The following is a 14,049-nucleotide window of genomic DNA, read 5'->3' as shown; positions in this document are numbered from 1 at the left end:
TACCCATTTTATCGGGCAGCGGATCGGCCGCCCCGAGACAGTGTCAGGCAGCCAGGCGCTCGGCGAGGTAAGGCGATACAGCCGCTTTGATGGTGAGAGCCATCTGGTGCGCCAGCTCGGCGTAAGTGTCGGCGCGCGGCACGCGTGCGCGCTTGGGTGCATTGGCGAGCACATCGACGTGCTTTTGACCCATGGCATCGGCCAGGCTGGCAAACATGCAGGCTCGCGGCGAGTCGAGAAATACGCGCATCTCGATCACGGCCATGGTTTCCAGGTTTTCGGTTCCGTCCGGCTTCACCAGGATGGTGAGCGAGCGGTTGCCTTGGCGACGCAGCAGGCGCAGGCATTCTTCCAGCTCGATCACCAGCTGATGACCAAAGGGAATGCAGAGGTCGCGCAGCAGGACGGCTTCGAGTTCTGCTGTCGCCTTGCGCACTTCGTTCTCGATGCGCCCGAGGAAGCCCGCGCGAAGTTCGTGGCGCGTGTAATGCACGGGCATGGTCGATACCTGGACGTGATTCTTGTGCACCAGGGTCGAGTGGTTGATGCGCGTGAAGCTCAGGCCGGCCGCTTCGTAACTCTGCCCGGCATTGACGCCGCTGATGCCCGAGAAGGCGGCCCAGGCGGCTTTGAGGTAGGCAATGTTCGGTGCCGAATGCAGCATGGGTTTCCCGCCATGAAAGATTCGCCCGGGCAGAGCTCGTACGTCACGCCAGGCCAGGCAGCGTCCCGTTTCCGGGGCATGAGGGGTTTATCGGCACCCCGCCGGCAAACTTCAGTATGGGCGGTGAGCATCACATTCTTGCGATCCGATGCATGACCTCTGTCCGAGGCGATGAATGCGTGCCACGCGCTATAACTGGGAAATTGGCTCGTCACGGGCAGCCGTGCCCGAATGACCATGCCTGCACGACAAAACCGCACGACCATCCTGGGGAGAGTAATCGCATGACCCGAATGAAGATCCGGCCGCTGTTGGCGGCTTGCCTGCTGGCAACCATGGGCAACGCATGGGCAGCCGACGACAACGGCCAGGGCAAGGACGGCATGCTGGGCTTCACGCCAGATGGCGCGGTCGCGCAGCGAAACCTGGAACAGCGCTTCGATGCACTGCTCGATCCTGCCGACCAGCGCGAGTGGCTCCGGCAGATGTCGTCCGAACCCAACCAGGTTGGCTCGCCGCACGACAAGGCCAACGCCGAGTTCATGCTGGCGAAGTTTCGCGAATGGGGCTGGGATGCGCACATCGAAACATTCAGCGTGCTGTATCCCACGCCAAAGAAAGTGGCGCTGGAACTGCAGGGGCCGCATCCCTATACGGCCAAGCTGAGTGAGCCGGCTGTGGCAGGCGACGCCACTTCCGGCATCCGCGAGAACGCGTTGCCGCCGTACAACGTCTATGGCGGTGACGGCGATGTCACCGCGCCGCTGGTCTACGTCAATTACGGCATGCCGGACGACTACAAGGAGCTGGCGCGCCGCGGCATCGACGTGCGCGGCAAGATTGTCATCACCCGTTACGGCGGCGGCTGGCGAGGTCTCAAGCCCAAGCTCGCGCAGGAACACGGCGCGGTGGGCTGCCTGATCTATTCCGATCCGCACGACGACGGTTACGCGCAGGGCGACGCTTATCCGCAGGGCGGCTGGCGTCCGGAGGATGCCGTGCAGCGCGGCTCGGTAGCCGACATGCAGCAGTATCCCGGCGACCCGTTGACGCCGGGTATTGGTTCCACGCCGGGCGCCAAGCGATTGGCCCTGAAGGACGCCAGGACCGTTCTGAAGATTCCGGTAATGCCCATTTCCTATGCCGATGCCACGCCGCTGTTGCGCTCGCTGACTGGGCCGACGGCGCCGTCCGGCTGGCGAGGTTCACTGCCGCTCACGTACCACGTGGGACCAAGCGCTGCGCCCGTGCACCTGACCGTGCAGTCGCAGTGGGGGCAGAAACCGGTGTACGACGTGATCGCGGTGCTCAAGGGTTCCACCGAGCCCGATCAGTGGATCGTGCGCGGCAATCATCACGATGGCTGGGTGTTTGGCGCGTGGGACCCGCTCGCCGGCAATGTGGCGCTACTGGCCGAGGCCAAGGCTATCGGCACGCTCTACAAGCAAGGCTGGCGCCCACAGCGCACGCTGGTCTACGCCAGTTGGGATGGCGAAGAGGCGGGTCTGCTCGGTTCCACCGAATGGGCGGAGACGCATGCCGACGAGTTGAAGAAAAAGGCGGTGCTGTACGTCAACTCCGATACCAACGGTCGTGGCTTCCTCGGTGCCAGCGGTAGCCATTCATTGCAGCACCTGGTGAACCAGGTCGCCGATGGCGTCACCGATCCCGAGACAAAGGTGAGCGTCCGCGAACGCATGCGTGCGCGACTGCTGGTGAAGGCCGACAACAAGGACGCCAAGCCGGCCGTGAAGGAGGATGCGAAGCTGGCGGCCCAAGGCGGCGATGTGCCTATCGATGCACTCGGGTCCGGTTCCGACTACAGCGCGTTCCTCGAACATCTGGGCATCGCCTCGCTCGATCTCGGCTTCGGCGGCGAGGACGACAACGACGGCATCTATCACTCGCAATACGACTCCTTCGACCACTTCGTGCGCTTTGGCGACCCGACGTTCGAGTACGGCGTGACGCTGTCGAAGGTGGCAGGTCACGTTGCGCTACGCACGGCCAACGCCAGCGTCCTGCCGCTTCGCTTCGGTGATTTCAGCGACACGCTGGATCGCTATGTGGAGCAGTTGCACAAGCTGGTCGACGACACCCGCAAGGACACCGAGCAACAGCACAAGCTGCTCGACCAGCAAGCGTTCGCACTGTCATCCGACCCCGCACGGCCGTTGGCGCCGCCGGTTCGCGATTCGGACGTGCCGGATATCAAGCTGGCGCCGTTGGACGAGGCGGCGAAGAAACTCAAGCAGAGTGCACAGGCTTACGATGACGCCTACAACGAGCGCGCCGCTGCGGGTCTCAAGCTCACGCCTGAGCAACAGCAGCAGCTAAACACCCTGATGGGACGCATGGAGCAGGCGCTCGCCAATCGCTCCGGACTGCCAGGGCGTCCGTGGTTCCAGCACATGATCTATGCGCCAGGCATGCTCACCGGCTACGAAGTGAAAACCGTACCGGGAGTACGCGAGGCGCTGGAGGGACGCCGTTGGGACGAGGCGAACCAGTACGCGGCCGTGACAGCGAAGACACTGGATACGTATCGAAAGCAGCTCGACCAACTCACGGCGTTGTTGAAGAAGGCGTCGTGACGGGATTGGAACAAACTGCTCCATGTTGACCGTCATTCCGGCGGATGCTGGAATCCAGTGACTTTCCAGACGCCGAAGGCGCTGGATCCCAGCGTACGCTGGGATGACGGCTCAAAAATGAGGCGCTTCAAGAACGCCTCAGGTCTCGCTCGCCGTCAGGAAGCCCACCTTGCGGTGCTTCGGCAAACGCTTGATCTCCCATTCTGCACGTGATGCGGCCGCGCGATTCTCATAAGCGCGCGCGCCGATCAATCGCACCGGTGGATGTGAACGCGTGTAGCGCGCACCACGACCAGACGCATGGGCTTCATAGCGTGCGTCGAGGTCGTTGGTGATGCCTGCGTAGTAGGAGCCGTCCCTGCATTCGATCAGGTAGAGCCACCATTGGCGTTGAACGAGTGGCATGCGGTCCTCGGTTCTGGCGTCGCTCATCCGTCGTGCGGCTGGTGAGCGAGTGGGCATGCCAATCGTATATGGACAGGCGGGTTCGATGGAGGCGGCGACCTGCCGCCTCGTTCGCAGCTATCAGGTTTCGACCGGGTCGAGATTGAATTTCTCGATGCGACCGACCTTGGCCAATGCCTGTTGCACCTTGGGCTGTGCGATGACGGCACGCCAGCGTTGCAGGCGCTCGGTGTCCATCGGCGTGCTCAGCGTATCGGCATACTGTTGCATGTCCGAAAGCGCAGCGCTCCGCCATTTTTCGCTGCCAAGGCGCTCGACCAGGAGATCGGCAGCGCCATCGAGATCACCATTGAGCAGCAGTGCGGTCTGCCATGTGGCGATGGCATCGGTGCGGTGTTCGCGCATATAGGCAAGGTGCGACGTAACGGCAGCCTGATCCTGCTGAACGATGGCCGCCTCCAGTTGCACGATCTCCACTTGCATGCGTCCGAATGCGCTCGCGTTACCCAACTCCTGGACAGCTTCCAGTGCATCCTTCGGACGTTTCAGGTCGGCGTACAGTTGGGCGAGGTTGATGATCTGGCTGACGTTCATGGCGCCCTGTTCGGGGCGACGCGCGGCACGCTCCCATTGTTCGACGGCCTCGTCCCACCGGCCAAGTCGGGCGAGCGCGCGCGACCGTTCGTCGAGGAGCCAGATGTACTGGTCGTCGAAGTCCTTGTAGATCGATGGGCCCCGTCCATCTCGCACCTTGGCCACGACTTCGTCGGCGATGGCAAGCACTTCGTCGTAGTGCCGCGTACCAAGCAGCAAGGCCTGCAGGCGAACGAGTGGACGCAAGTTGTCCGGTGATGTCTTGACCAGCTCTCGTGCCGCATTGATCTCCGCGGCAGCGACGCGTTCTACATCGTAACCACGAGGGTTTGCACGGGTGATGGCATCGAATTGCCTATCCACCCGCATGGCCAGTACTTCCCGGGCCGATTGAATACGGGCGGCTGCCGTCAACGCTTTCCGCTGGTCGCCCGCGGCCAACCAAAGGCGTGCCAGCTCACGCCAGAATTCACTCGGTTCGCCGTCCGAATCTCTCCAGCCCGCGTCGAACAGCGCCTGCAGATAATCACGTTGGATGACCTGCGCGCCGGCATCGCCCAGTTCAGTGTTGATCGTATAAATGGCGCGCTGGTTGATTTCATCCAGCGAGGATGGCCAACGCTTGGCGATGGTGGCTACGCAAAGGGCGCTGTCCGGGTAGTTTTCGCTCTCGAAGGCGCTGGCCAGGCGGGCGTGCCAGACCGTGTTGTCTGCCCGGCTGAATTCACTTGCCCTCACAAGCAGATCGTGCGCCTCGGCGTGCTTGCCGCTGTCTTCCGCAATACCGCCTGCGAGCAGCAGTGCGACGTAGCGCAGGTCATCCGGCAACTGGGCGAAGCCCTTGGTGTGCAACACCCTGTCCAAGGTTTCGGTGGCTGCGGCGGTGTTGTTATTGCGGATGTAGATGTAGGCGAGGCGAACGTCTTCGCGGGCAGCGTCGATTTCTTGGTTTGCCGGCGCCTGAATGGTGTCGGGCTTGCTCTTTGATGCGTGTGCAGCGCATGCCGCTGCCAACAGCAAAACGAATACTCCTGCCTTGCGCATGATGACTCCCCCCGGTGGTCGCAGGGGAGTTTGCCTGAAACGTCGATGCGCGGGCAGGTGGGTGTTAAGGCGCCTCGGCCATCGGGTGTTTGGTGCCCAGGAATAGCCTTGCCACGAACGCCACGATCCAGCCGAACAACAGCATCGCTGCAAGATTGGCAATGAAGCTGTAGGTGGTGAAGTGGGGGATCTTGCCTAAGGCCGAAAGCGGCACGACCACGTAGTTCATGACCGCGAAGACCACCACGCCATAGGCAACGCCCCAGACCGGCCATTGGCGCGTTGTGGCAATGCGGCGTCGCATGAACAACACGAAGATGGCGGCGATGATGATGGACATGATCCATTGCAACACCAGACCAAGCACCGCATTGGATGGGCCGCCGGCAAGCGAGGCTTTGCCGAGCAATCCACCGGCGATGTATTTGAGAATGACGACCGGGTTGTAGCCGCTGATGAGCGAAGCGGCACCGATGTCCAACGTACCGGCGATAAAGCCACCCCAGAGCGTGGCGGCAAGTGCAGGATGACGCGTGCGACGCATGGCGATCTCCAATGGCGTTGGTTTCCCTTCGGTCATGGGTTGGCCTCCGGGCATCGCCACTCTAGTGAGAGAAGGGGCGGATGGCGACATGGCCTCCCGCAGGAGCGCCATGGCCCCAGCGGGGCGTTCGCGGCAAAAGCGCTCGAAAGCATCGGCGTGGCTGCGTCCGAGCCTGGATGGATGGTTGGTTCGGCCCGTCCTGCGCCCGACGTCACGCATGGGAGATCGGTGCCGCTACCATCAGCGCATGCTTTTCTCCGACCCCACCGCGAGCCCGGCCGAAACCCTCGTAGCCGAGCTGGGTGATTACCCGCAGTGGCATCGAGGTCGCACGCGTTACGGCGTGTGGGTGGTACCGATCGAGAATGCGGACCTATTGGGCTATATCGAGGATGTGCGGCAGCGGCTTGCCGACCTGCTGCATCCTTGCCCGCGGCGACAGCCACACCTGACGGTGTTCGTATGCGGGTTTCATCAGCCACGATGCATCGCTGACGACGACTTCTCGCCAGACCTTCTGGAACGACAAGTCAAATTGCTCGACACCGCCGTCGATACGACATGTACGCTGCCGCTGGCGCCGCCGGATAGCTTTGCCAGCGCAGCGTTCATCCCTGTCGGCGATCCGGAGGGCAGGTTGGCAAACTGGCGTGCCATGTTTGCGCGAGTCAGTCGCGAGGTGCGCCAGTCTGTCTACGTACCGCACATCACCTTGGGGCTGTACCGGCGCTGCGTCAGTGCGGAGGTCATTCGCGCCCGCCTCGGCGTATTCGATGCGCCGCCTGCACCGCTAGCGATCACGCAGTTGCATTACGCGACCTACGCCGCACGCCGCCATTTCGGTCCGTTGCGCAGCCATCACCGCCTGACGCTTCGGTCGACGGCGCAGACGCACGCCGACTCCAGGAAGTGCGTTGTCACGCCGTAGCTTTGGCCTCAGCTCACCTAGGTCAGCATCGTGTGGGCATGGAACGGCAGATGCGTGGCGCCCGTGCCTTCCATGGCGGGCTCGGCGACCGACAGGCAGTCCTTGTTGCCATCGATGACCACCAGGATGTGGCCCGAGGCGATCTCGCTCTTGAACTTGCGATGGATGACGTCGGGCACCTCCGAGCCGACCAGTGCGCCGGTCCAGCCGCCCACAGCGGCGGCCGCCAACGCCATGGCGCCCGCGCCAACCAACGTCACGCCCAGTGGTGGAATGGCGGCGGCGACCAGGCCCAACACCACGCCGGTACCGCCGCCGCATGCGACGCCGCGCATGGCGGCAGGATAGAAGTCGGTGCGACCGGTCATCAGATGATCGGGAATGGAGTCGCGCTCGATGTCCTCGCGGGCAATCAGCGAGATGTCTTCATCGCGAATGCCTGCGCGCAAGGCCGCCTCCATCGCCGCACGGGCAGAGGCAAGATCGGGCGTGCTGAAAACGCAGCGGGATTTCATACAGTCCTCCTACCATGTCGGCGCAATGCGTCCGCATGCTGGAGGCGGTAGCTGGTGGGCACCACGCTGGGCAGCGGGCCTGCTGGTTCACCTGCATTCTTGCGCGAAGCCGGCAAGGTGGCGTGATTGCCTTGTTAATCGCGCCACTGGCCCGCTGCCTTGCTCCCATGGGCGCTGGCAAGCGCGTCCATGGGAGCCCGGATGGCATAGGTGTGACGCCTAACGCGCACCCATGAAGTCGATCTTGTCCAGCCCCTGCTGCTTGGCATGGGATATCACCCCGGCCACGGTCTGGTACGACGTGCCGTCAGCCGGGTCGATCAACAGGTGCGGCGTCTGGCTCTGGTGGGCGGCAATGGCAAGCTGCGTCGCCAGCGTGGCTTCGTTTACCGGCACATCGTTCCAGTACAGAGACCCATCCGCGTGAATGGAGAGTCGCACCATTTCGGGCGTCTCCACTCGATTTGTCTTGCCGGGCTGAGGCAGGTCCAGCTTCAACTTATGCGTTAGCACGGGCGAAGTGATCATGACGATCACCAGCAACACCAGCAGAACATCAACCAGCGGCGTGACATTGATCTGTGCGAGGGGTGCATCCGAGACACGTGCAGAGAAAGCCATGGTTCTTCCTCCTGACGGCGTGATGTGACATCGATGTGGGACGCCGGGCGTGGGGACGCGCCGGCGACTTCAGCTTACGCCGTGCAGTCGATGGATGGCTATAACAAGCGCATGGCCATACGGCGGAAGCAGTTTGCGGTAGGCTTTGACGGTTTCCAGAGATGTTCCACGCATGAGCCCCCGCCGTTCACTCCCCGCCGACGTACAGCCTGACTTGCTTGGGGGCAGTGCGAACGTTCCCACCGAGATACACCGCCTGTTCTTCGCCCTGTTGCCGGGTGAGGCGGTTCGCCGGCGCATCGAAACGGGGGCGGCCGAGGTTGCGGCGACGCAGCACCTGCGCGCACGCATGATCCGGTCTTCCCGCTATCACGCCACGCTGCATTTCCTGGGCGACCATCCCATGCTGCGCGAGGATGTCGTCAGCGCGGCGATTGCCGCGGCGAGCAAGGTTCACTGTGCGCCGTTCGAGCTGGTGCTGGACAGCGCGGCTGGTTTCCATGGACGCGAGCCGCCCTGCGTGCTGCGCTGCTCCATTGTGCCGTCCGCGCTGCAGACGCTGTGGCAAGACCTTCGACAGGCACTGGTGCTGGCCGGGCAGGGGGCACAGATCTCGCGGAGCTTTACGCCGCACGTCACCTTTGCCTATAGCCGTGGTGCGCTGCCGCAGCCTATGCCCATCGAACCGATTGCCTGGCACGTCGAAGGCTTTGCATTGCTGCACAGCATCGTAGGTGGCGGCGAGTACCAGACCCTCGATGCATGGCGTTTCCAGCCGCTTTAGCAACGAACGTTTGGCCGCCCATACCGACAGGAAAATTCTTTGCGACGGGCGGCACCACAAGAAACCTGTAACACGACATACTCACCGCTCCTTTCGACGCCGGTGAGATGCTCCATGTTCAAACCCTTGCTCGCTTCATTGCTGATGTTCTCCGTGGCACTTCCTGCCGCTGCAGCGAAACTGGACCCCAACCAGGCCCAGGCACGCGATATCTTCAGTCACCTCATCGCGTTCAAGACCGAGATTGGGCAGGGACAGGTGCCGGTGATGGCCAAGTACCTGGCCGACCAGTTCCGCGCAGCGGGCTTTCCGGATTCGGACATCCACATCATTCCCCATGGCGAGACGGCGGCCATGGTGGTGCGTTACCGCGGCAATGGCACCGGCGGCAAACCGATTGCGCTGATGGCTCATATGGACGTGGTGACCGCCAAGCCGGAGGACTGGCAGCGCGATCCGTTCAAGCTTATCGAGGAAAACGGCTATTTCTTCGGGCGTGGCACCGAGGACATCAAGAGTGGCGTCACCGTGCTCGCGGCCAACTTCATTCGTCTGAAGAAAGAGGGCTTCGTGCCCACGCGTGACCTGATCATCGTGTACACCGGTGATGAAGAAACCACGCAGGACACCATGGATGACCTGGTCAAGAACCATCGCGACCTGGTCGATGCCGAGTACGCACTGAACACGGATGCCGGCGGTGGCGAGCTGAGCGAGTCGGGCAAGCCGCTGGTGTTTGGTTTGCAGACGGCCGAAAAGGCTTATGCCAGCTTCGAGCTGACCACGCATAACCCGGGCGGTCATAGCTCGCTGCCTCGCCAGGACAACGCCATCTACGAGCTGGCCGATGCGCTGAAGAAAGTGCAGGGCTACCAGTTTCCGGTGATGTGGAACGACACCACGCTGGCTTCGTTCAAGGCATTGGGCGCCACCAGCCAGGGCAAGCTGGGCGAGGCAATGCGTGCGTTCGCCAAGGATCCGCACGATGAGGCCGCCGCAGCCGTACTGGCCGGCGAACCCGCGGAAGTGGGCAAGACCCGCACCACCTGCGTGGCCACTCTGTTGCGCGGCGGTCATGCGGACAACGCTTTGCCGCAGTCGGCCACAGCCACCATCAACTGTCGCGTGTTCCCTGGCGTGGCCATCGACACCGTGCGCAAGTCGCTGCAGGAGGTGGTGGGCCCGAAGGTCGACGTCGCGCTGGTCGGCAAGGCCGTGTCCAGCGACGCCTCGCCGCTGCGCCCCGACGTAGTGGCGGCGGTGACCAAGGCGGTGCATACCATCCGGCCGGGCGTGGAGATCACCCCGATTCAGGAGTCGGGTGCCACCGACGGCCTGTATTACCGCGCCGCTGGCATTCCCACCTACGGCGTCAACGGCATGTTCATGAAAACCAGCGACGCGTTCGCGCATGGCCTCAACGAGCGCGTTCCGGTTAAGTCGTTCTATGACGACCTGGCTTACTGGCATGTGCTGCTGACCACGGTGGCCGGCCCGGGGGCGGCCAAATAAGGCATCGGAGCGTATGCCGAAACTCCTGCTGCGGTTTATGCTGTGGGGGCGCAGTATTGCGCTCCCACATCTGACCACGGAGTTCGTCATGCGTCCGACCGTTCTAGCAGTGCTGGTTGCTCTCGCCTTGCCCGTGACCGCCGCGCTGGCTGCGCCGCCGGCACGATCGAACACTCCTGCGTATGTCACCGCAGCCATCAATGATCCTGTCCGCGCGAGTGATGTCGGCGACGACGATCGCCGCAAGCTGGCTGACCTGATGACTTTCACCCAGGTGAAGCCAGGCCAGTCGGTGGTGGATCTGATCCCTGGTAGCGGCTACTTCACTCGCGTGTTTAGCGCCATCGTGGGACCGCAGGGCCACGTGTACGTGGTGTGGCCGAATGAGTACGCCGTCGAATCGAAGTCCGACGTGCAGGCGTCCAAGGCGATGGTAGCCAATCCGCATTACGCCAATGTGGGCGTATTCATGGCGCCAGCGAACGAGTTCAAGACGCCCGAGAAGGTGGACGTGGTGTTCACTTCGCAGAACTACCATGACTATCCCGACAAGTTCATGGGCAAGGTCGATCCGACGGTGTTCGACAAGCAGGTATTCGACGCGCTCAAGCCTGGCGGCCTGTTCGTGGTGATCGATCACGTGGCCGAGGCGGGCTCGGGCATGCGCGACACCGACACGCTGCACCGCATTGATCCGGCCATCGTGAAGAAGCAGGTGGAGTCGGTCGGTTTCGTGTTCGACGGCGAAACCGACGTGCTTCGCAACGCGGCCGACCCGCACAACATCAAGGTATTCGACAAGTCGATCCGCGGTCACACCGACCAGTTTGTTTATCGCTTCCGCAAGCCTGGTTAATGATTTGACTGATTCACAGCGCTCCAACGCGACGGAGGGCACCATGGCGCCCTCCGTCGATTCACCTCCCACGCGCCCGCAACGGCCCGATGACGAGGATTGCTGCGGCCAGGGTTGCGTGCCCTGCATCTTCGACCTCTACGACGAGGCGATGGGCCGCTACCGCGAAGAGCTTGCGGCGTGGAAAGAGCGACATCCCGGCGAACCTCCCGAGTAAACCGACATCTTTTTGTAGGAGCGCACCCAGTGCGCGAAAAGCCTACCACCCAAGGTGGCCGAGCACAGCGGTAACGCCGTATTTCCGCGGTCGCGCACTGGGTGCACTCCTGCAGGGGTGCGTTTTACACTAGCGACTCTGTTTTGCCGGATGCTTCGATGCGTTCCCGATCGCTCGCCATGCTCGCTGGCTTCCTGTTGTTCGCCACGGGATTCGCCTTTGCTCAGACGCCCCATACTGTCCTGCTGGAAGACCTGACCTGGACGGAGATCCGCGACCAGATCCAGGCCGGCAAGACCACCATCATCATTCCTATCGGCGGCACCGAGCAGAGCGGCCCGGGCATCGCGGTAGGCAAGCACAATGTCCGGGCGGCATTTCTCTCGCGGAAGATCGCCGAGCGACTGGGCAACGCGCTGGTGGCGCCGGTGGTTACCTATGTGCCTGAGGGCGGCTATGCGCCGCCAAGCTCGCACATGCGTTTTCCCGGCACCATCACCGTTCCTGATGCGGTGTTTGAGCAGATGTTGGAGTCAGCCGCGCAGAGCTTCGCGGTGCATGGCTTCCGCAACATCGTTTTCCTGGGCGATCACGGCGGTTACCAGAAGGACCTTGATCGCGTCGCGGCCAGGTTGAACAAGACCTGGGCCGGCAAGGCACGGGCCATCGTGCCCCCGGAGTACTACGCCAGTTCGTCGGATGGTTACGCGCAGCAGCTGCGCCAGCATGGCTTCCGTGATGACGAAATCGGCACGCACGCCGGTCTGGCGGACACGTCGCTTCAATTGGCAGTGGCGCCGCAGATGGTCCGGCTCGAGCAATTGCAGCACGGACCCAAGCTGGGCCAGGCGGACGGCGTGTACGGTGGCGACCCGCGCCGGGCCTCGGCCGACCTCGGTCAGGTGGGCGTCGATGCTATTGTGTTACATACCGTTGACGCCCTGAAGAAAGACACTCAGGGACGCTGATGCCCCTTCGGGGGTGACCTCCGATTTTCACCCACAAGTTGTTCGCCCATGGCCATTGCTACCTCCCCGCGCTCTTCCCGTTTGATCCGTCTGGCATCGTTTGCGCTCACCGCGGCGTGTCTTGGCGGTAACGCCCTGGCGGCCTCGGCCGTCACCACGGTTCCCGGCATGCCGTCGGTGCCCAACCCCGCCAACATGTACAGCGAAGCAGGCCTCAATCATCTGAGTCCCGCCGTTGCGAACGACCCGGCGCGCATCTACGTGCCCAACCTGCGCTCGAATGACGTCTACGTCATCGATCCGGCCACTTACAAAGTGGTGGACAAGTTCAAGGTCGGCGAAAGCCCGCAGCACGTCGTGCCGTCGTGGGATCTGCGCACGCTGTGGGTCACCAACAATGCCGAGCGCAAGACCACCGGCAGCCTGACGCCGATCGATCCGCGCACCGGCAAGCCCGGCGCGAATGTTGCTGTCGATGATCCGTACAACATGTATTTCACGCCGGACGGCAAGGAAGCCATCGTGGTGGTCGAGGCGCACGCGCGTCTGGACTTCCGCGATGCGCATTCCATGGCGATGCATTCGAGCCTGCAGGCGCCCGATTGCAAGGGCATCAACCATGCCGAATTCGCTATCGATGGTACCTACGCGATCTTCACCTGTGAGTTCACCGGCAAGCTGGCCAAGATCGACATGGTGAAGCGCCAGGTAATCGGTTACCTCGATCTCGCCAAGCACGGCATGCCGCAGGACATTCGCGCGTCCCCCGATGGCAAGACGTTCTTCGTGGCCGACATGATGGCTGACGGTGTCTACCTGATCGACGGCAAGAGCTTCAAGCAAGTCGGTTTCGTCAAGACCGGCGTGGGTACGCATGGCCTCTATCCGAGCCGTGACGGCACCAAGCTGTACGTCGCTAACCGTGGTTCCAACAAGATCCACGGCCCGCGCAAGGGCAAGGGCAGCGTGTCGGTGATTGACTTCGCGACACAGAAGGTGGTGGCGAACTGGCCGGTTCCCGGCGGCGGCAGCCCGGACATGGGCAACGTCAGCGCAGACGGCAAGACGTTGTGGCTGTCTGGCCGCTTCGATGACGTGGTGTATGCCTTCGATACCACCACTGGCCAGGTCCGCTCCATCAAGGTGGGCCAGGAACCGCACGGTCTCACCGTGTGGCCGCAGCCGGGTCGTTATTCGCTCGGCCATACCGGCATCATGCGCTAAGCGCCTGGAGCCACTCACGACCATCGGGGCCGGGCACACGGTTAGATAACGGCGACCGATCCGGCCGCGGTGGTTCAGCGTCAGCTTGAGGCATGCAACGACAAGGACGTCGACGCCTGGCTCGCCACCTATGCCCCGACGCCGAGCAGTTCATGCTGCACGGCGCGCGGCTGGCGAAGGGCATGAGGAGCTGAGGCGTCGCATTCTTGTTTGCTTTGCCGAGCCCGATCTTCACGCGCGGCTGCTCAGCCGCGTCGTGACGGGGCCGGTAGTGGTAGATCTCAAGGAAGTCACCTGCACCTTCCCCGAAGGCAAGGGCGCAGTGGAAATGCTGTGCCCTACGAGGTGGCGCAAGGCCACATCGCCAAGGCTTCATTTGCGATAGGGCAGCCCATCCTGGGTGATTGGGCCGTTTCGGGCTTGCCTCGAAACGGCCGTTCGCTTTTTCTGACGGCGCCGCTGCAAGGCGCAATCATTTCCCTATTTCCGCGCGTCCGACTCGCCGTCGGGTCGGCATTGCCTGACACAAAATTCAATCAAGGCTTCGCCTGTCATGGCGTGTCATCGTCTTGCGCCTCG

Annotated in this window: 14 protein-coding genes; 8 read left to right on the top strand and 6 right to left on the bottom strand. The window is 62.8% G+C overall.

Annotated elements, in window-relative coordinates; all coding sequences use genetic code 11:
* Positions 1 to 43: 43 nt before the first annotated feature.
* Positions 44 to 664: a hypothetical protein gene (locus AC3CBN_RS18710; RefSeq protein ID WP_488634493.1), complete on the bottom strand. Its 621-nt coding sequence runs from the start codon at positions 662 to 664 to the stop codon at positions 44 to 46.
* Positions 665 to 948: 284 nt separating this feature from the next.
* On the opposite strand from AC3CBN_RS18710, the gene AC3CBN_RS18705 reads away from it, so the two are divergent.
* Positions 949 to 3,258: a transferrin receptor-like dimerization domain-containing protein gene (locus AC3CBN_RS18705; RefSeq protein WP_488634492.1), complete on the top strand. Its 2,310-nt coding sequence runs from the start codon at positions 949 to 951 to the stop codon at positions 3,256 to 3,258.
* 138 nt (positions 3,259 to 3,396) lie between these two features.
* Here AC3CBN_RS18705 and AC3CBN_RS18700 read toward each other — a convergent pair whose 3' ends face one another.
* From AC3CBN_RS18700 to AC3CBN_RS18690, 3 genes are all read right to left on the bottom strand, one after another.
* Positions 3,397 to 3,663, bottom strand: coding sequence for a GIY-YIG nuclease family protein (locus AC3CBN_RS18700; protein ID WP_488634491.1), 267 nt, complete (start codon positions 3,661 to 3,663; stop codon positions 3,397 to 3,399).
* A gap of 120 nt (positions 3,664 to 3,783) precedes the next feature.
* Positions 3,784 to 5,301, bottom strand: coding sequence for a hypothetical protein (locus tag AC3CBN_RS18695; RefSeq protein ID WP_488634490.1), 1,518 nt, complete (start codon positions 5,299 to 5,301; stop codon positions 3,784 to 3,786).
* 64 nt (positions 5,302 to 5,365) lie between these two features.
* The gene (locus AC3CBN_RS18690; RefSeq protein ID WP_488634489.1) at positions 5,366 to 5,881 is read right to left on the bottom strand and encodes a hypothetical protein; all 516 of its coding nucleotides are present in this window, start codon (positions 5,879 to 5,881) and stop codon (positions 5,366 to 5,368) included.
* A 211-nt stretch (positions 5,882 to 6,092) separates the two neighbouring features.
* On the opposite strand from AC3CBN_RS18690, the gene AC3CBN_RS18685 reads away from it, so the two are divergent.
* Positions 6,093 to 6,773, top strand: a complete 681-nt coding sequence (locus AC3CBN_RS18685) for a 2'-5' RNA ligase family protein (protein WP_488634488.1) — start codon at positions 6,093 to 6,095, stop codon at positions 6,771 to 6,773.
* 17 nt (positions 6,774 to 6,790) lie between these two features.
* Here the strand turns inward: AC3CBN_RS18685 and AC3CBN_RS18680 are convergent, their stop codons facing one another.
* Positions 6,791 to 7,288: a hypothetical protein gene (locus AC3CBN_RS18680; protein ID WP_488634487.1), complete on the bottom strand. Its 498-nt coding sequence runs from the start codon at positions 7,286 to 7,288 to the stop codon at positions 6,791 to 6,793.
* 219 nt (positions 7,289 to 7,507) lie between these two features.
* A complete protein-coding gene (locus tag AC3CBN_RS18675; RefSeq protein ID WP_488634486.1) occupies positions 7,508 to 7,909 on the bottom strand; it encodes an ExbD/TolR family protein in 402 nt (133 codons plus the stop codon).
* 172 nt (positions 7,910 to 8,081) lie between these two features.
* Between AC3CBN_RS18675 and thpR the strand changes: the two genes are divergently transcribed.
* The 6 genes from thpR to AC3CBN_RS18645 all read left to right on the top strand — a co-directional run bounded on the left by thpR (position 8,082) and on the right by AC3CBN_RS18645 (position 13,470).
* A complete protein-coding gene (gene thpR, locus AC3CBN_RS18670) occupies positions 8,082 to 8,693 on the top strand; it encodes an RNA 2',3'-cyclic phosphodiesterase (protein WP_488634485.1) in 612 nt (203 codons plus the stop codon).
* 114 nt (positions 8,694 to 8,807) lie between these two features.
* Entirely contained in the window at positions 8,808 to 10,205 is a 1,398-nt protein-coding gene (locus AC3CBN_RS18665; protein WP_488634484.1) for a M20/M25/M40 family metallo-hydrolase, read from the top strand.
* A gap of 88 nt (positions 10,206 to 10,293) precedes the next feature.
* Positions 10,294 to 11,061: a class I SAM-dependent methyltransferase gene (locus AC3CBN_RS18660; protein ID WP_488634483.1), complete on the top strand. Its 768-nt coding sequence runs from the start codon at positions 10,294 to 10,296 to the stop codon at positions 11,059 to 11,061.
* 43 nt (positions 11,062 to 11,104) lie between these two features.
* The gene (locus tag AC3CBN_RS18655) at positions 11,105 to 11,278 is read left to right on the top strand and encodes an oxidoreductase-like domain-containing protein (protein ID WP_488634482.1); all 174 of its coding nucleotides are present in this window, start codon (positions 11,105 to 11,107) and stop codon (positions 11,276 to 11,278) included.
* 158 nt (positions 11,279 to 11,436) lie between these two features.
* On the top strand, positions 11,437 to 12,246 hold the full coding sequence (locus AC3CBN_RS18650) for a creatininase family protein (RefSeq protein WP_488634481.1): 810 nt from the start codon (positions 11,437 to 11,439) through the stop codon (positions 12,244 to 12,246).
* 48 nt (positions 12,247 to 12,294) lie between these two features.
* Positions 12,295 to 13,470 carry a YncE family protein gene (locus tag AC3CBN_RS18645; protein WP_488634480.1) on the top strand — a complete coding sequence of 392 codons (1,176 nt, stop codon included), beginning with the start codon at positions 12,295 to 12,297 and terminating at the stop codon, positions 13,468 to 13,470.
* Positions 13,471 to 14,049: the final 579 nt, after the last annotated feature.

Source organism: Dyella sp. OK584 (assembly GCF_057787755.1).
Note: the sequence above shows the minus strand (reverse complement) of the source record. Positions and strands in the feature narration are given on the sequence as shown.